Here is a 17,366-nt window from a genome sequence, read left to right on the forward strand (position 1 = left end):
TGCCGCCCGGCCGGGCACTCAGTCCAGACCCTGGGACTGCCGGATCAGGGTGACGATCTCGTCCATCATCCCGGTCAGCCGGAAGTTCTTCGGCGTGAACACCGCGGCGACCCCGCCCTCGCGCAGCCGCTTCTCGTCCTCGGGCGGGATGATCCCGCCGACGACGACCGGCACCTCCCCGGCCCCGGCGTCGCGCAGCCCCCGCACGACCGCGGGCACGACCTCCAGGTGCGACCCGGACAGCACCGACAGCCCGACGGCGTGCACGCCCTCCTGGACCGCCGCCGCCACGATCTGCGACGGCGTCAGCCGGATCCCCTGGTAGACCACCTCGAACCCGACGTCGCGGGCGCGCACGGCGACCTGCTCGGCGCCGTTGGAGTGGCCGTCGAGGCCGGGCTTGCCGACCAGCATCCGCAGCCGCTGCCCCAGCTCGTCGCCGGTGGCGCGGACCCGCTCGCGGACCTCGGAGATCTCGGTGGCGCCCTCGCCGGACATGCTCGCCCCCGCCACCCCGGTCGGTGCCCGGAACTCCCCGAACACCTCGCGCAGCGCACCGGACCACTCGCCGGTGGTCACGCCCGCCTTCGCGCAGTCGATCGAGACCTGCATGAGGTTCTGCTCGGTCTTGGCCGCGTCGCGCAGCGCCCGCAGCGCCTCGTCGACGGCGTCCTGGTCCCGCGCAGCGCGCCACTCGCGGATCGCCTCGACCGCGGACCGCTCGGTCGCCGGGTCGACGGTGAAGATCGCGTCGGCGCCCTCGGCCTGCAGCGGGCTCGGCTCGGTCGTGTCGAACTTGTTGACCCCGACCACGACCTCGTCGCCGGACTCCAGCCGGCGACGACGGGCGGCGAGGGAGTTGACCAGCTCGCCCTTCATGTAGCCGGACTCGACGGCCGCGACCGCGCCGCCCATCTCCTGCACCCGGTCGATCTCCGCGCGGGCGCCCTCGACGAGCTCGGCCACCTTCGCCTCGACGACCCGGGAGCCGTCGAAGATGTCCTCGTACTCCAGCAGGTCGGTCTCGTAGGCCAGCACCTGCTGCATCCGCAGCGCCCACTGCTGGTCCCACGGCCGCGGCAGCCCGAGCGCCTCGTTCCAGGCGGGCAGCTGCACCGCACGGGCCCGGGCGTCCTTGGACAGGGTGACGGCGAGCATCTCCAGCACGATGCGCTGGACGTTGTTCTCCGGCTGCGCCTCGGTCAGCCCGAGCGAGTTGACCTGCACGCCGTAGCGGAGGCGTCGCTGCTTGGGGTTCTCGACGCCGTAGCGCTCCAGGGTGATCTCGTCCCAGAGCCGGCCCAGCGCCCGGAGCTTGCACATCTCCTCGACGAACCGGATGCCGGCGTTGACGAAGAACGAGATGCGCCCGACGACGTCGCCGAACTTCTCCGGCGGCACCTGCCCGGAGTCGCGCACCGAGTCGAGGACGGCGATCGCCGTGGACAGCGCGTAGGCCAGCTCCTGCGTCGGCGTCGCCCCGGCCTCCTGCAGGTGGTAGCTGCAGATGTTGATCGGGTTCCACTTCGGGATCTCGCCGACCGACCAGGCCACCATGTCGGTGATGAGCCGCAGGCTGGGCCCGGGCGGGAACACGTAGGTGCCCCGCGACAGGTACTCCTTGACGATGTCGTTCTGGGTCGTCCCGGCGAGCTTCGCGCGGACCTCGGCGTAGTCCAGACCGGACTGCTCCGCCTGCTCCTCGGCGACGGCCACGTACAGCGCGAGCAGCCACATCGCCGGGGCGTTGATCGTCATCGAGGTGTTGGCCTCGGCGACCGGGATGCCCTCGAACAGCGTGCGCATGTCACCGATGTGGCTGACCGGCACGCCGACCTTGCCGACCTCGCCCTTGGCGAGCTCGTCGTCCGGGTCGTAGCCGGTCTGGGTCGGGAGGTCGAAGGCCACCGACAGACCCGTCTGGCCCTTGGCCAGGTTGCGGCGGTAGAGCTCGTTGGTCTTCTCCGCCGAGGAGTGACCGGCGTAGGTGCGGATCACCCACGGACGGTCGCGCTCACGATCGGTGGGGTACGGCACCGGAACCTCCGTGTCGTCGCGGGAGCACAGTCGGCACTGCCTGTGATGCGGACAGAGACTACTCGTCAGTAGCCGGCGACGGGCACGGAGTCGTCCCTCGTCACAGTCCTGTGTTCGGCAAAGTACGCGACGCGCGCGGGAAACCGAGCGCTGGATCGGTTCACCACCCGACCCCTCGGACAGGGCGCGTCGCCCGTCCGGGTGCGACCATCGGCGGATGGAGCTCGACCTGGTCCCGCGGCTCGGCGCCGTCATCGGCCTGGCGGTGGTGCTGCTGGTGCTCGGGCTGCTGCTGCGCTGGACCTACGGCCACCAGAAGCACCACGCGCTCCCGACCGACGACCCGGACGACCCGGTGGCGACCGGGCTGCTCACCGAGGTCTCCCGGGTGCCCGGGCCGGAGGCGGCCCGGGTGCTGCGCGACCGGCTGCGCTCCGAGGGCATCCGCGCGACGACCTCCCGCGCCGACGGCGGCGGCTGGGCACTGCTCGTCTTCCCGAAGGACGTGCAGGACGCCCGCGTGGTGCTCAGCCGCCGCTCCCTGGACTGAGCGCTCAGTCCACCCGGTGGTAGCGGGCGTCGAGGAAGCAGAACACCCCGTAGCAGGCGATCCCGATGCCCACCGCGACCAGTAGGAACACCCCGTAGGGCTGTTCGCGCAGCGTCTTGAGCGCCGAGTCGAGCCCGTTCGCGCGCTGCGGGTCGAAGGTCAGCGCGGCGACGCCCATCAGGATGCCCAGCACACCGATCGCGATCCCCTTCGCGATGTACCCGGCCTGCCCGGTGCGGGCGTTGATCCGCCGCAGCCGGCTGTCGGCGCCGCCGAGGTCCTGGTCCTCGGTGAACTTCTTCTGGTAGCCGTTCCAGGCCATCACCCCGCCGCCGACCAGCACACCCAGCCCGACCAGCGCGGTGAGGACCTGCCCGCCCGGCAGGCCCAGCAGCCCGGCGGTCGCCCGCCCGCCGCCGCCGCTCGACGCGCGTCCGCTGATCGCGGTGGTCGCCGCGGTGACGGCGAGCACCGCGTAGACGACGGCCTGCCCGCCGGCGACGACCCGCTTCACCGTCCGCTTCGTGCTGTCGCCGATGTAGTGGAAGCCCCACACCGCCGAGACGGCCCGCCACAGGACGACCGCGGCGAACCCGACGACCAGCGCCCACAGGAACACCCGGCCCACCGGCTCGGCGGCGATCGCCCCGAGGGCGCCGTTCTGGTCGGCCTGCCCGCCCGAGCCGAGCGCGATCTGGACGGCGAGCCAGCCGATCAGCAGGTGCAGCACCCCGTTCGCGGCGATGCCGACCCGGGCGGCGACGCGCACCGGTGTCGAGTGCGCGGCGTCCCGCGCCCCGCGGCCCGCCTTGCGGCCGGCCTGCGAGACGTCCGCGGCGTCGGGGGTGCTCACCATCACGGGCCTCCTCGTCGAGTCGACGCGAAGGGTGGCACGGCGCAGGCCGGTCCGCCGGACTGATGGGCCGTTCGGAGCAACGGCGTCGCCGCTCCGGCGTCGGGGCTCAGCCGGCGGCCCACATCTGGGCGTAGGGGTGCGAACAGACCTCGATCACCGTTCCCCACGGGTCGGCGCAGTAGACGATCTCGAAGCCACGTCCGGCGTCGAGCGTCACCGGCTCCGCACGCACCCGGCCCCCGGCCGCGGCGATCCGTTCGGCGAGCCCGCGGGCGTCGGCGCAGGTGAGCGAGAAGTGGTTGATGCCGGTCATCCAGAACTCGAAGTCGTCGTCGCGGCGGCGCACCGCGGGCCGGTCGAAGCAGAACAGCTCCAGGCCGACGCCGTCGGGCAGCACCAGGTGGGCGAAGCGGAAGCGGGTGAAGCCCTCGCCGTAGATCGCGGCGGCGGCGTCGCCGAGCGGGGAGCCGTCCTCGAGCACCTCGATCGGCCCCGCCACCAGGTACAGGCCGAGCACCTCCCGGTACCACGCGACGGCGGCGGGCAGGTCGGGGACGGTGACCCCGACGTGGGAGAAGGCTCCGGGCCGGTCGCTCATGGTGGTCGTTCCCTCCTCGTACGGCCGGGCGGGCCCCGGCCGGCGGCGCCATCGGAGCCCTCCGCGACGGCGGCCGTCAACGCGTCCACGGCCCCGTCCGGACCTGCGCGGACAGCGGGGTGCGTTGCGCGGACAAACGGTGCGCCGGACGGATCGCCGGTCGTGGCGGGCGCTCCTAGCGTTCCGCGGCATCGACGGCCTGGACCGTCGCCCACGAAGGGACCGCCATGACCGACTCCGGCTCCGGCTCCGCACCGGCGCAGCTGCGCGCACAGATGGAAGACCACGCACTGACCGCGGTGCCCGACTCCGAGCGCCGCTCGGGCTGGGGGCTGATGACCAACACCGCGGGCATCGCCTCCACCCTGATCCAGCTCGCCATCGGCGGCAGTGTCACGCTGATCGCGGGCGTCGGCTGGGGCATCCTCGCCGGTGTCGTCGTGGCCGTCTTCGGTGGCGCGCTGGGCTGGCTGGTCGGCCACGTCGCCTACGTCTCGGGGACCTCCAGCACCGTGACCGCCCGCTTCTACGGCCTGGGCGTGCGCGGGTCGGCGCTGGCGTCGCTGATCTTCGCGTTCATGATCCTGGGCTTCCTGGCCCTGGAGAACGCGCTGCTCTACTACGGCACGCTGTTCATGTTCGGCTGGGAGCCGACGCTCGCCAACGCGATCGTCATCTACGGCGTGCTCACCCTGGCCTGGATCGGGCTGACCGTGTTCGGGCTGTCGCTGGTGCAGCGGACCTCGATGGTCCTGCTGGTCGTGTTCGTGGTGCTGACGGTGGCACTCGCCGTCGTCGCGTTCGTCCGCTCCGGGCTGTCGATGAGCGAGCTGCTGGCCGCGGGCCCGGTCGTGCCCGGCTACGGCAGCGGCGCGGAGCGGTTCACCGCGGTGCTGTCGATCCTGGCCGGGTCGGCCGGCGCGCTGGCCCTGGTCGACGCCGACTTCGCCCGCTACGCCCGCTCCAGCCGCGACGTCGGCATCCTCGCCGTCGGTGGCTCGATCATGATCGACGTCGTCGTGGTCGCGCTCGGGACCGTGCTCATCCACGCCGGTTCGGGCCTGGTCTCGGACTACCTCGGCCGGAACCCGGCGGTCGCCGCGACCCAGTCCGGCACGAGCGTCGCCGACAAGGTGACCTGGATGATCGCGAACAACTCCGGCGCGTTCTTCATCGTGCTCGCCGGCACGCTGGGCTTCGTCCTGATGTACGTGGCGCAGGTCAAGGCGCAGGTGCTCAACACCTACAGCGGGTCGCTGGCGCTGTCGAACCTGGCCGACGGGCTGTTCGGCAGCAACCCGGGCCGGGTGGCGATGGTCGTCGTCGGGAACGTGATCGGGCTGCTGATGGTCGCCGGTGACATCCTCGGCCTGGTCAACAGCTATCTCGGCCTGCTCGGGGTCACGACGACCGCGCTCGCGGGCGTGATCATCGCGGACTTCTTCGTGGTGCGCCGCCGCCGGGTCGCGGCGCCGGACGAGGCGGAGCCGGTCAACCTCGCCGGCGTGGTCTCGGTGGTCGGGGCGTCGGTCCTGGGCGGGGTCCTGCAGGAGACCGGGGTGACCTCGCTGGGCTTCGTCGTCGCGCTCGTGACCGTGCTGGTGGCGTATCCCCTGCTGAGGACTCGCGTTTTCGTGACGACCGTAACGCGGGCGACACCCGAAACGACGGTGCAGGTCGGAGAATGACGACCTGAGCGGAGCGGCCGGTCGCCGGGACCGGCCGCTCCGTCGCTCCCGAGGAGTGCCCGTGACCGCCACCGCCACCGCCACCGCCCACCGCGTCCGGCTGTCCAGCCACGACGTCGACGAGACCCGCGAGATCGTCGGGCAGGACTTCTGCCCGCACGACCTCAGGCTCGTCGAGCGGTCCACGCCGCTGGCCGCGCGGTACCGGTCGGACCGGGTGGGCGGGGTCGGCGTCTGCCGGCTGGACTACGGCGCACCGGTCCGCATCGCGGCCGGCGCCGAGCGGGACTTCTACCTCGTCGAGATCCCGCTGGGCGGACGGTCCGAGGTCACCGTCGGGGCGGACCGGGTCGTCGCCGACCCGCGCAGCGGCGTGGTCATCTCCCCCGGCGACGCGCTCGCCGTCTCCCGGTCCGCCGCCAGCCCGCAGCTCATCGTCCGCTTCGAGCGAGCCGCGGTGGAACGCGAGCTCGCCGCCCTCACCGGGCTCCCCGCCGTCCGGCCGCTGCGCTTCGCCGCGCCGCTCGACCTCGGTTCGGCCGCCGGACGCTCCTGGCGGCGGCTGGTGGAGCTGCTGTGGGCCGAGATCCGCGACGACGGCCCGCTGCTCGCCAGCCCGCTCGCCCTGGTGCACCTGCAGTCGGTCCTGCTCGGCCAGCTCCTCGCCGGGCACGCGCACAACTACAGCCAGGCGCTCCACGACGACACCCGGCGCCCGCTGCCCAAGCTGGTCCGCCGCGCCGTCGAGCTCATCGACCGGCACGCCGACGAGCCGCTGACCGTCGCCGACGTCGCCGAGGCCGTGGGGGTCGGTGTGCGGGCGCTGCAGGACGGGTTCCGCACCCACGTCGGCGCCAGCCCCACCGAGTACCTGCGCTCGGTCCGGCTGGACCGGGTGCACGCCGAGCTGGCCGCGGCCGACCCGGCCGCCAGCACCGTCACCGACGTGGCGCTGCGCTGGGGGTTCACCCACCTCGGCCGGTTCGCCGCCGAGTACCGGCGCCGCCACGGCGAGTCGCCGTCGGCGACCCTGCGGGGCTGAGCGCCTACCGCTCCGGCTCGCCCGCGACCCGCCGGATGTCGGCGCCCAGTGCGGACAGGTTCTCCACGAACCGCGGGTAGCCGCGGTCGATGTGCGCGACGTCCCAGACCTCGGTGGTGCCCCGCGCGCACAGCCCGGCCAGCACCAGCCCGGCGCCCGCCCGGATGTCGCTGGCCCACACCGGCGCGCTGGACAGCTCCGGCCGCCCCCGTACGACGGCGTGGTGCCCGTCGGTGCGGGCGTCCGCACCCAGGCGCACCATCTCGTCGACGAAGCGGAAGCGCGCCTCGAACACGTTCTCGGTGATCATCGACGTGCCCTCGGCGACGGCGGACAGCGCGATCGCCATCGGCTGCAGGTCCGTCGCGAAGCCCGGGTAGGGCAGCGTCACGAAGTCGACCGCCTCGGGGCGGCCGGGCATCGTGACCGAGAACTCCTGCTCGGCGGTGGTGACCTCGGCGCCCGCGCTGCGGAGCTTGTCGAGGACCAGGTCGATGTGGTGCGGGTCGACGCCGCGCACGGTGACCTCGCCGCGGGTCATGGCGGCCGCGAACGCCCAGGTGGCACCGACGATCCGGTCCCCGATGACGCGGTGCGTGGTCGGCTGCAGCCCGGCGACGCCGTGCACGGTCAGCGTGGAGCTGCCGACGCCCTCGAGCTTGGCGCCCATCTGCTGCAGCATCACGCAGAGGTCGACGATCTCCGGCTCGCGGGCCGCGTTGTCGATGACGGTCGTGCCCTCGGCGAGCACCGCGGCCATCAGGATGTTCTCGGTCGCCCCGACGCTCGGGAAGTCCAGCCAGATCTGCGCGCCGTGCAGGTCACCCGCCGTCGCGGTGACGCTGCCGTGCACGATGTCGGTGGTCGCGCCCAGCTTGCGCAGCCCGTTCTGGTGCATGTCCAGCGGGCGCGAGCCGATCGCGTCGCCCCCGGGGAGCGGGACGACCGCCCGCCGGCAGCGCGCCACCAGCGGCCCGAGCACGCACACCGACGCGCGCAGCTTGGACACCGACCGGTAGTCGGCCTCCGCCCCGGGGTCGGCGGGCACGTCGATGTGCACGGTCGACCCCTCGATCGCGACCGTGCAGCCCAGGCTCCGCAGGACGTCGGCCATCAGCGGCACGTCCAGGATCTCCGGGCAGTTCTCGAGCGTCGTCCGCCCCTCGGCCAGCAGCGCCGCCGCCATGAGCTTGAGCACGCTGTTCTTCGCCCCGACGACGTCGACGGACCCGCTCAGCCGGGCCCCGCCGTTGACCGCGAAATGCTCCACCACGCCCGGAACGGTAACGGGACCGTCACCGCGCCGGATGCCCGCCCCGGACGGCCCTGACCCTTCGGACCGTCCGGCGCACCCCCGCATCTGGTCGCCGAGGCACCGGCGCCCCTAGCCTGTCGGGGTGGCGGTGCATCTGACGCGGATCTACACGAAGACCGGCGACGACGGTACGACGGCCCTGGGCGACTTCAGCCGGGTCCGGAAGACCGACGCCCGGCTGGCGGCCTACGCCGACACCGACGAGGCGAACGCCGCGATCGGGGTCGCCGTGACCGTCGGGGGACTCCCGGATCGGATCGTCGACCCGCTGCGGCAGATCCAGAACGACCTGTTCGACGTCGGCGCCGACCTGTGCACCCCGATCGTCGAGAACCCCGAGTACCCGCCGCTGCGGGTCACCGAGGGCTACGTGACCCGGCTCGAGGGCTGGTGCGACGAGTTCAACCCCGAGCTGCCCAAGCTCAACTCCTTCATCCTCCCCGGCGGCACCCCCGGGGCGGCGTACCTGCACGTCGCCCGGACCGTCGCCCGGCGTGCCGAGCGGTCGGTGTGGGGCCTGCTGGAGGTCGACCGGGAGCACACCAACCCGCTGACCGCGCAGTACCTCAACCGGCTCTCGGACCTGCTGTTCATCCTCGGCCGGGTCGCGAACCCCGACGGCGACGTCCTGTGGCAGCCGGGCGGCCCGCACGGCGCCCCGATCACCGACGCCTGACCGGACCCGCTCCGGACGGCCCATTCAGGACGGCCCGCTCAGGTCAGCACCGCCACCAGCAGCGCGACGACGGCGCCGCAGCCGAACGCCACGGCCCGCCGCATCGCGGTGCCGCTGCGGCTCCGGCTGCGCTCCAGGTGGTCGCCGCGCTCGGCGACGGTGAGTGTGAGCGGGTGGTCGGCCGCGGCGGACAGGCGTACCCGGTCCCCGGACAGCCGGGCCTCCCCCACCACGGTGAGCCGGGAGCCCGGCTCGATCCGCCACTCGGTGCGCTCGCGGGCCACCGTCGGGTCGACGAGGCGGAACAGGCCGAACTCGTGGCCCTCGCCGTCGTCGGTGACCCGGCGGCGCTCGGCGACCGGGATCTCGGTGTGCGCGTCGCGGGGGTCGACCACGACCTCCGCGCCTCCGTCGGTCAGCCGGAACGGCCGCTCCCGCCGCTGCTCGGCGACGACCTGCCGCTCCTCCCGGTCGTCCCGGCCGCGGGAGAGCGCCTCCTCGACGAACCGGAACCAGACCGAGTCGACCCCGGTGAGCGGGGCCGGGCGGGCCTCGTCGTCGAGCGGCTCGACGGTGCCGGACAGCGACACCACCTGGCGGAACGCCGGGGCGTCGAGCTCGTCGCGGACGGAGCCGGCCATGGCGACGAGCTCAGCGACCGTCACCGGGGTCGCGGCCAGGCCGCGCGTCCAGCGGGCGTGCCCGTCGCGGGCCTCGCGGAACGACGTCCACGCCAGCCAGCCGAGAATGCCCGCAAACGCCAGGAAGACCAGATCCACGACGGCAGCATAGAACGGACAGACCGGACGACAGGTCCGTAGAGCTACCGATCCGGGGAGGTCAGGACGCCTCGCGGTAGCCGTGCCCCTGCCCCGGCGGGGTGGACTCCAGCCACGCCATGAAGCCGGTGCGGACGCCCGCCGACATCGCCAGCTCGACGTCGATGCCCCGGCCGGCGGCGTCGCGGCCGCGGCAGCGCAGCACCTCGACCGCCATCGGGATCGCGAACTCCTCCGACCGGTGCGGCGGCCGCCGGTCGACGATCTCCAGGTCGGCCCGGTCCATCACGACGGTCGCACCGATCCGGAAGCTGGTCAGGCGGTACCAGGCGAACCGCTCGCCCTCGTAGCGCCCGACGCCGAAGTGCCAGTCCGTGACAGCGAAACGGCGGCGCAGACACAGGTCCACACCGCCGTTGCGCATGAGTCGTACCCGCCGTACGGCGAGCCAGACCAGGGGGACGACCAGGCACAGCAGCAGAACTCCGACGAACGCCGCGATGAGCTCCACTGCCGTGCCCGGTCCCCGTACTAGTTCGCCTCGGCCGCCCGAAGGCGGGCCTCGGCCCGGGCGATCGCCGATTTGCCCTCGTCGGTGGACGAGTCGGCGCCGTCGCGCGCCCGCCGGGCCCGCTCGACGTCGATCTCGTCCGCCTGCTCGGCGAACTCGGCCAGGATGGACACCCGCTCCGCCGACACCGACAGGAACCCGCCGTGCACCGCGATGGTGCGCTTCGAGCCGTCGGTGGAGTCGATGCGGACGACCCCGGCCTCTTCCAGCTGGGCCAGCATCGGCTGGTGGCCGGGCAGGATGCCGACCTCGCCGACCGTGGTCCGGGCGAGCACGAAGCGTGCGTCGCCCGACCACAGCCGGCGCTCGACCGACACGAGCTCCACAGTCATCTCAGCAGGCATAGTCGAACTCCGCTGTCTCTTCGCTCCGCAAGCGTCGCTCAGCCTTCGAGCTTCTTGCGGTTCTTCTCCAGGTCGTCGAGACCGCCGCAGAGGAAGAACGCCTGCTCGGGGACGTCGTCGAACTCGCCCTTGGCGATCTTGTCGAACGCCTCGATGGTCTCCTTGAGCGGGACCGTCGAGCCCGGCTGGCCGGTGAACTGCTCGGCGACCAGGAGGTTCTGCGACAGGAAGCGCTCGATGCGACGCGCCCGGCCGACGAGCTGCTTGTCCTCCTCGGACAGCTCGTCGATACCGAGGATGGCGATGATGTCCTGCAGGTCGTTGTACTTCTGCAGGATCCGCTTGACCTCGTTGGCGACGCGGAAGTGCTCGTCACCGACGTACTGCGGGTCCAGGATCCGCGAGGTCGAGGTCAGCGGGTCCACCGCCGGGTAGATCCCCTTCTGGGAGATCGGCCGGGAGAGCTCGGTGGTGGCGTCGAGGTGCGCGAACGTCGTCGCCGGAGCCGGGTCGGTGTAGTCGTCCGCGGGGACGTAGATCGCCTGCATCGAGGTGATCGAACGACCGCGGGTCGAGGTGATCCGCTCCTGCAGCTCGCCCATCTCGTCGGCCAGGGTGGGCTGGTAGCCCACCGCGGACGGCATGCGGCCGAGGAGGGTCGAGACCTCCTGGCCGGCCTGGGTGAACCGGAAGATGTTGTCGATGAACAGGAGGACGTCCTGCTCCTGCACGTCACGGAAGTACTCCGCCATGGTCAGCGCGGAGAGCGCGACGCGCATACGGGTGCCCGGCGGCTCGTCCATCTGACCGAACACCAGGGCGGTGTTCTTCATGACGCCCGACTCGGTCATCTCCGTGATGAGGTCGTTGCCCTCACGGGTGCGCTCACCGACGCCGGCGAACACCGAGGTGCCACCGAAGTTCAGCGCGACACGCTGGATCATCTCCTGGATCAGCACGGTCTTGCCGACACCGGCACCACCGAACAGACCGATCTTGCCGCCGACGACGTAGGGCGTCATCAGGTCCAGGACCTTGATGCCGGTCTCCAGCATCTCGGTCTTGCCCTCGAGCTCGTCGAAGCGCGGGGCCTTCTGGTGGATCGACCGGAGGTCACCGGTGAACTGGATGGACGGGTCGTCCAGGCAGTCGCCGAGGGCGTTGAACACGTGGCCCTTGACCTGGTCGCCCACCGGCACGGAGATCGGGCGGCCGAGGTCGGTGACCTCCTGGCCGCGCACGACGCCGTCGGTCGGCTGCATGGAGATGGCCCGGACCAGGTTGTCACCCAGGTGCGTGGCGATCTCCAGCGTCAGCTTGCGCTTGTCGCCGGAGAGGTCCACCTCCAGCGTGAGGGCGTTGAGCAGGTTCGGGACCTGGTCACGCGGGAACTCGACGTCGACGACCGGGCCGGTCACCTGGACGACGCGCCCGGTGATCGGGCCGGCCGAAGTTTCGGCGGTCGTGGTCATCAGCTCTCACTTCCTGCGCTGGCGAGAGCGTCGACCCCACCGACGATCTCGCTGATCTCCTGGGTGATCTGTGCCTGGCGAGCCTGGTTGGCCTCCAGGGTCAGGCTACGGATCAATTCGTTGGCGTTGTCCGTCGCGGCCTTCATGGCCCGCTGCCGGTTCGCCGACTCCGACGCCGCCGACTCCAGCAGGGCCGCGTAGAGGCGGGCCCCGATGTACTTCGGCAGCAGCGCGTCGAAGAGCGTGTCCGGGTCCGGCTCGAACTCGTAGAGCGGCTGGAGCCCCTTGCTCTCCGGGTGGTCCCGCTGGCTCTCGGCCGTGTCGGCGTCGCTGTCGATCTCGTCGACCGGCTTCGCCGAGGCACTGTCGGCCGCGTACTCGACCTCGAGCGGAGCCATCCGCCGGGCCTGCGGCACCTGGGTGATCATGTTCTTGAAGCTGGTGTAGACGAGGTGCAGCTCGTCCACGCCGGTCACACCGTCGGTGTTGCCGTCGTGGTCGTCCTCCCCCGCCATGAACGAGTCGACCAGCGTCCGTGCGGCCTCGGCCGCGTGCTCGTAGCCCGGCTGCTCGGAGAAGCCGGTCCACGACTGCTCGATCTCCCGGTTGCGGAACCGGTAGTACGAGACGCCCTTGCGGCCGATCACGTAGAGGACCGGCTCCTTGCCCTGCTCGCGGAGCAGGGCCTGGAGCTGCTCGGCCTCCTTGAGGACGTTGGCGTTGTAGCCGCCGCACTGACCGCGGTCACTGGTGACGACCAGGACCGCGGCCCGCTTCGGCTGCTCCCGCTCGACGAGCAGCGGGTGGTCCAGCGCCGAGTTCGACGCGAGCTCCGACAGGGTGCTCGTCATCAGCTCGGCGTACGGACGTGCCTCGTCCACCCGCGCCCGGGCCTTCGCGATCCGTGAGGTCGCGATCAGCTCCTGGGAACGGGTGATCTTCTTGATGGACTGCGTCGACCGGATACGCCGGCGCAGCACCCGGATCTGTGCCGCCATCGGGTATCAGCCTCAGTTCTTCTTGACCGTGACGGTCTCCTGCTCGACATCGTCCTCGTCGAGGGCCTTCTCGGCCTTCTCCTTGGGGACGACCGAGGAACCGTCGGACGCGGTGAACTCGTTGCGCTTGAACTCGTCGACCGACTTGGTCAGCGTCTCGACGGCGTCGTCGGAGAGCTTCCCGGTGTCGGTGATCTCGTTCAGGGCGCCGGAGGCGTGGCGACGCGAGTACTCGCGGAACTCCGACTCGAAGCGCTGCACGTCGGCGACGGGCACCGAGTCGAGCTTGCCGGAGGTGCCCAGCCAGATCGAGACGACCTGGTCCTGCACCGAGACCGGCGCGTACTGCGCCTGCTTGAGCAGCTCGACCAGGCGCTCGCCACGGCCCAGAGCGGCGGCCGAGGCGGCGTCGAGGTCGGAACCGAAGGCGGCGAACGCCTCCAGCTCGCGGTACTGCGACAGGTCCAGACGCAGCGAGCCCGAGACCGTCTTCATGGCCTTGATCTGCGCCGAGCCACCGACCCGGGAGACCGAGATACCGACGTTGATCGCCGGCCGGACACCCTGGTTGAACAGGTCGGACTCGAGGAAGACCTGGCCGTCGGTGATCGAGATGACGTTGGTCGGGATGTAGGCCGACACGTCGTTCGCCTTGGTCTCGATGATCGGCAGACCGGTCATCGACCCCGCGCCGAGCTCGTCCGAGAGCTTCGCGCAGCGCTCCAGCAGACGCGAGTGCAGGTAGAAGACGTCGCCCGGGTAGGCCTCACGGCCCGGCGGGCGGCGCAGCAGCAGCGAGATCGCGCGGTAGGCCTCGGCCTGCTTCGACAGGTCGTCGAACACGATCAGGACGTGCTTGCCCTGGTACATCCAGTGCTGGCCGATGGCCGAGCCGGTGTAGGGCGCGAGCCACTTGAAGCCGGCCGGGTCGGACGCGGGGGCCGCGACGATCGTCGTGTACTCCAGCGCACCGGCGTCCTCGAGGGACTGCCGGACACCGGCGATCGTGGAGCCCTTCTGGCCGATGGCGACGTAGATGCAGCGGACCTGCTTCGACGGGTCGCCCGACTCCCAGTTCTCCTTCTGGTTGATGATCGTGTCGACGCAGACCGCGGTCTTGCCGGTCTTGCGGTCGCCGATCACCAGCTGGCGCTGGCCGCGGCCGATCGGGGTCATGGCGTCGATGGCCTTGATCCCGGTCTGCAGCGGCTCGCCGACGGACTGGCGGTCCATCACGCCGGCCGCCTGGAGCTCGAGCACGCGGCGGGCGTCGCTCTCGACGTCGCCGAGGCCGTCGATCGGGTTGCCCAGCGGGTCGACGACCCGGCCCAGGTAGCCCTCGCCGACCGGCACGGACAGGACCTCGCCGGTGCGGGTGACCTGCTGGCCCTCCTCGAGGCCGGTGTAGTCGCCCAGGACGACCGCACCGATCTCGTTCTGCTCGAGGTTCAGGGCGACGCCGCGGACGCCGCCCTCGAACTCGAGCAGCTCGTTGGTCATGGCCGAGGGCAGACCCTCGACGTGGGCGATGCCGTCACCGGTGTCGGCGACGATCCCGACCTCACGGCGGGACGTGCCGCTCTCCAGCGACGAGACGTAGCTGGAGATCGCACTCCGGATCTCCTCGGAGGAGATCGTCAGCTCTGTCATGGCTGCGTCGTTCCTTCTCTCGAACGGGGTCTTCGGGTCGTTCCGCCGGGGTCCGGCGATCGCGTCCGAAGCAGGTCAGCTGGGCAGGGATCGGCGAGCTGCGGCGAGTCGACCCGCCACACTGCCGTCGATGACCTCGCCGCCGACCTGCACGACCAGGCCTCCGAGGAGGCTCCGGTCGAGCTCGACCTGCAGGGAGATCGTGCGGCCGTACATACGGCCCAGGGTCTCGGCGAGCTTGGTCTCCTGCTCGGAGGAGAGCTCGACGGGTGTGCGCACCTTGGCGACCGAGCGGTCCCGGCGGGCCGCCGCGAGCTCGGCGAGCTCCTCGGCGACGACGTCGAGGTGCCGGCTGCGGGGCAGCCGGACCGCTTCGCGGAGCAGCGTCGCCGTCACCGGGTAGACCTTCTCGCCGAGCACCGAGTCCAGGAGCTGGACGCGACCCTCGACGGGCCGGGCGCCGTCGCCGAGCAGGCTCGCCAGCTGCGGCTCGCGGGCCACGATCCGGCCGAACCGGAACAGCTGGTCCTCGACCTCGTCGAGGGAGCCGTTGCGGTCCGCGATCGCGATGGCCGTGCGGCGGGCCAGGCCCTCCGCGCCGGTGACGATGTCGCGGGCCTTCGACCAGCGCTTGCGCGCCAGCTCGGAGACGAGGTCCACGGTCGGCTGCGAGAGCTGGGACCCGAACAGCCGGCGGACGAGGTCCGCGCGGGCATCCTCGGGGGAGGACGCGTCGGCCAGCAGGCGCCGGACGGAGCGCTCGGAGTCCAGGAACCGGGCCACCGCGAACAGCTCGTCCGCGGTCGTGGTCAGGTCCCGGGCCGACGCGGAGTCGGTCCAGGAGTCCAGCCGCTCGGTCAGCGCCGCGAGGGACTCACGGCTGGCGGGCTGCAGGACAGCCGCCATCAGTTCGCCCCGCTCCGCTGGGCCACGCCCTGCTGGTCGAGCTCACCGAGGAACGAGTCGATCGTCGCGGAGCGACGCGAGTCGTCGGCCAGCTGCTCGCGCAGCAGGCGCTCGGCCAGCTGGACCGACAGGCCCCCGACCTCGTTGCGCAGAGCACGCTGGGCGGCGTCGCGCGACGCGGCCACCTGCTCCTCGCCACGGGCCTTGATGCGCGCGGCCTCGGCCTCGGCCTCCTCGCGGAGCTCGGCCTTGATCTGCTGGCCCTCGGCCCGGGCGTCGTCGCGGATGCGCGCCGCCTCGGCCCGGAGGCCGGCGAGCTGCTCCTCGTACTCCTTCTTCAGCCGGTCCGCCTGCTCCTGGGTCTCCTGAGCACGCTTGAGGCCGCCCTCGATCGCGTCGGTCCGCTCCTCGTAGAGCGTCTCGAAGCGCGGGACCGCGAACTTCCAGAGCAGGAACAGCAGGATCGCGAACGCGACCACACCGAGCACGAGCTCATCGAGGTGCGGGAGAATCGGAAGCGGCTGTTCGGCGGCGAGAATCAGTTCCACCGTGTGTCCTTCCCTGACATGGCCGCCGGTACCGGGACCGGCATGAGAGTGATCTGCCGGCTCTTACTGCGCGATGAAGAAGAGCACCAGGCCGATCAGCATGACCAGCTCGGCGAGGACGAAGGTGGTCCAGCCGATACCCATCAGCTGGCCGCGGGCCTCCGGCTGGCGGGCGGTGCCGCTGATGACGGCCGACCAGATCAGGCCGACGCCGATACCGGCGCCGATGGCCGAGGCGCCGAACCCGATGGCCGCGAGGCCCGGGTTGATGTTGGCGGCTTCCTGGGCCAGAACCTGGGTGACGTTCACTTCGGGTTTCCTTCCGTCGGGTCCGCGGGATGCGGGTCGTTCGGTGTATCGGCCCGGACGGGCCGGCGGATGAAGCAGGTGGTGCGAGCGCGGTGCCGACGGCACCGGGGTCTCGGTGGTGCTGTCAGTGGTCCTCGGAGATCGCCGCGCCGATGAACACGGCGGCGAGCAGGGCGAAGACGTAGGCCTGGATGACCTGGACCAGCGCCTCCAGGAACGTGAACGCGATCCCGGCGGCGAACACCACCGGGGACGCGATGACGAGCGCGGAGCCCGCCGACACCAGGAACGCCGCACCCACGGCGGTCAGGGCGAGGATGAGGTGGCCTGCGAACATCGCGGCGAACACACGCAGTGCCAGCGAGAGCGGCTGCACCAGGAACTTCTGCAGCAGCTCGATCACGATGATCAGCGGCGCGATGAAGACCGGGACGCCCGGCGGCAGCGCGGCGTGCTTGATGTAGCCGAAGAACCCGTGCTTCTTGAACCCGGCGTAGTGGTAGAAGACGTAGACGAACAACGCCAGCGCGATGGGGAACCCGATCCGCGACAGCGTCGGGAACTGGATCACCGGGATGATCGCGAAGATGTTGTTGACCAGGATGAAGCTGAACAGGCCGAGGATCAGCGGGATGTACCGCTTGAAGTCCTCGGAGCCGATCTGGTCACGCGCCATCGTGTTGCGCGGGATGTTGTAGAAGGACTCCAGTCCGAACTGGAATCGGCTCGGGACGATGGACAGCTTGCGCGTGCCCAGCGTGAAGACGGCCGCGACGATGATCAGCGACAGGACCGCCAGCACCATCGGCTTGGTGACGGCGCCGAAGATCGGCGGGTACTCGAACAGACCTGCGCCGGGCGGAGTGAACTCCTCGGCCGCCAGTACCAACGTGCCCAATGGGGGTCCTTCCGGTGCTCCCGTTCCGCATCCACGCGGAACGGGGGATCGCCTGCAAGGTGCCTCGTGGCGCGATGTGTTTCCGGGCGGCCGGGTCGAAACACCGGAAGTCACCCACATCGCCTACGT

The 17,366-nt window shown here is 71.5% G+C and carries 18 protein-coding genes; 4 read left to right on the top strand and 14 right to left on the bottom strand.

What is annotated here, in order from left to right; genetic code table 11:
• Positions 1-18 precede the first annotated feature (18 nt).
• Complete coding sequence (locus tag DMP17_RS41070; protein ID WP_226367462.1) at positions 19-2,037, bottom strand: protein meaA; 2,019 nt, start codon at positions 2,035-2,037, stop codon at positions 19-21.
• Positions 2,038-2,254: 217 nt separating this feature from the next.
• Between DMP17_RS41070 and DMP17_RS41075 the strand changes: the two genes are divergently transcribed.
• The gene (locus DMP17_RS41075) at positions 2,255-2,587 is read left to right on the top strand and encodes a hypothetical protein (protein ID WP_226350084.1); all 333 of its coding nucleotides are present in this window, start codon (positions 2,255-2,257) and stop codon (positions 2,585-2,587) included.
• A 4-nt stretch (positions 2,588-2,591) separates the two neighbouring features.
• Here the strand turns inward: DMP17_RS41075 and DMP17_RS41080 are convergent, their stop codons facing one another.
• Positions 2,592-3,443: a DUF1206 domain-containing protein gene (locus DMP17_RS41080; RefSeq protein ID WP_337832372.1), complete on the bottom strand. Its 852-nt coding sequence runs from the start codon at positions 3,441-3,443 to the stop codon at positions 2,592-2,594.
• A 106-nt stretch (positions 3,444-3,549) separates the two neighbouring features.
• Positions 3,550-4,041 (bottom strand): VOC family protein, encoded by a 492-nt coding sequence (locus tag DMP17_RS41085; RefSeq protein ID WP_226350082.1) that lies wholly within the window; start codon positions 4,039-4,041, stop codon positions 3,550-3,552.
• Positions 4,042-4,268: 227 nt separating this feature from the next.
• Here DMP17_RS41085 and DMP17_RS41090 point away from each other — a divergent pair, with 227 nt between their 5' ends.
• Positions 4,269-5,729 carry a purine-cytosine permease family protein gene (locus DMP17_RS41090; protein WP_226350081.1) on the top strand — a complete coding sequence of 487 codons (1,461 nt, stop codon included), beginning with the start codon at positions 4,269-4,271 and terminating at the stop codon, positions 5,727-5,729.
• 61 nt (positions 5,730-5,790) lie between these two features.
• Positions 5,791-6,771, top strand: a complete 981-nt coding sequence (locus DMP17_RS41095) for an AraC family transcriptional regulator (RefSeq protein ID WP_337832373.1) — start codon at positions 5,791-5,793, stop codon at positions 6,769-6,771.
• Positions 6,772-6,775: 4 nt separating this feature from the next.
• Here the strand turns inward: DMP17_RS41095 and murA are convergent, their stop codons facing one another.
• Positions 6,776-8,044: a UDP-N-acetylglucosamine 1-carboxyvinyltransferase gene (gene murA, locus DMP17_RS41100; RefSeq protein WP_226350079.1), complete on the bottom strand. Its 1,269-nt coding sequence runs from the start codon at positions 8,042-8,044 to the stop codon at positions 6,776-6,778.
• A 124-nt stretch (positions 8,045-8,168) separates the two neighbouring features.
• On the opposite strand from murA, the gene DMP17_RS41105 reads away from it, so the two are divergent.
• Complete coding sequence (locus tag DMP17_RS41105; protein WP_337832374.1) at positions 8,169-8,762, top strand: cob(I)yrinic acid a,c-diamide adenosyltransferase; 594 nt, start codon at positions 8,169-8,171, stop codon at positions 8,760-8,762.
• A gap of 38 nt (positions 8,763-8,800) precedes the next feature.
• Here the strand turns inward: DMP17_RS41105 and DMP17_RS41110 are convergent, their stop codons facing one another.
• The 10 genes from DMP17_RS41110 to atpB form a co-directional block, all read right to left on the bottom strand.
• Positions 8,801-9,541 (bottom strand): E3 ubiquitin ligase family protein, encoded by a 741-nt coding sequence (locus DMP17_RS41110; RefSeq protein ID WP_226350077.1) that lies wholly within the window; start codon positions 9,539-9,541, stop codon positions 8,801-8,803.
• 61 nt (positions 9,542-9,602) lie between these two features.
• Complete coding sequence (locus DMP17_RS41115; RefSeq protein ID WP_062397354.1) at positions 9,603-10,052, bottom strand: DUF2550 domain-containing protein; 450 nt, start codon at positions 10,050-10,052, stop codon at positions 9,603-9,605.
• A gap of 20 nt (positions 10,053-10,072) precedes the next feature.
• The gene (locus DMP17_RS41120) at positions 10,073-10,444 is read right to left on the bottom strand and encodes a F0F1 ATP synthase subunit epsilon (RefSeq protein ID WP_020621465.1); all 372 of its coding nucleotides are present in this window, start codon (positions 10,442-10,444) and stop codon (positions 10,073-10,075) included.
• A 50-nt stretch (positions 10,445-10,494) separates the two neighbouring features.
• Positions 10,495-11,928 (bottom strand): F0F1 ATP synthase subunit beta, encoded by a 1,434-nt coding sequence (gene atpD, locus DMP17_RS41125; protein WP_062397356.1) that lies wholly within the window; start codon positions 11,926-11,928, stop codon positions 10,495-10,497.
• Positions 11,928-12,926, bottom strand: a complete 999-nt coding sequence (locus tag DMP17_RS41130; protein ID WP_226367372.1) for a F0F1 ATP synthase subunit gamma — start codon at positions 12,924-12,926, stop codon at positions 11,928-11,930. Before DMP17_RS41130 ends, atpD begins: the two co-directional genes overlap by 1 nt.
• Positions 12,927-12,938: 12 nt before the next feature.
• Positions 12,939-14,576 (bottom strand): F0F1 ATP synthase subunit alpha, encoded by a 1,638-nt coding sequence (gene atpA / locus DMP17_RS41135; RefSeq protein ID WP_226350074.1) that lies wholly within the window; start codon positions 14,574-14,576, stop codon positions 12,939-12,941.
• Between the two features lie 75 nt (positions 14,577-14,651).
• On the bottom strand, positions 14,652-15,482 hold the full coding sequence (locus DMP17_RS41140) for a F0F1 ATP synthase subunit delta (protein ID WP_226350073.1): 831 nt from the start codon (positions 15,480-15,482) through the stop codon (positions 14,652-14,654).
• A complete protein-coding gene (locus DMP17_RS41145; protein ID WP_062397364.1) occupies positions 15,482-16,030 on the bottom strand; it encodes a F0F1 ATP synthase subunit B in 549 nt (182 codons plus the stop codon). Before DMP17_RS41145 ends, DMP17_RS41140 begins: the two co-directional genes overlap by 1 nt.
• Positions 16,031-16,093: 63 nt before the next feature.
• Positions 16,094-16,339 (bottom strand): F0F1 ATP synthase subunit C, encoded by a 246-nt coding sequence (locus DMP17_RS41150; protein WP_020621511.1) that lies wholly within the window; start codon positions 16,337-16,339, stop codon positions 16,094-16,096.
• A 124-nt stretch (positions 16,340-16,463) separates the two neighbouring features.
• Positions 16,464-17,237, bottom strand: a complete 774-nt coding sequence (gene atpB, locus DMP17_RS41155; protein ID WP_062397367.1) for a F0F1 ATP synthase subunit A — start codon at positions 17,235-17,237, stop codon at positions 16,464-16,466.
• Between the last annotated feature and the right edge of the window lie 129 nt (positions 17,238-17,366).

The organism is Pseudonocardia sp. TMWB2A (assembly GCF_017312135.1).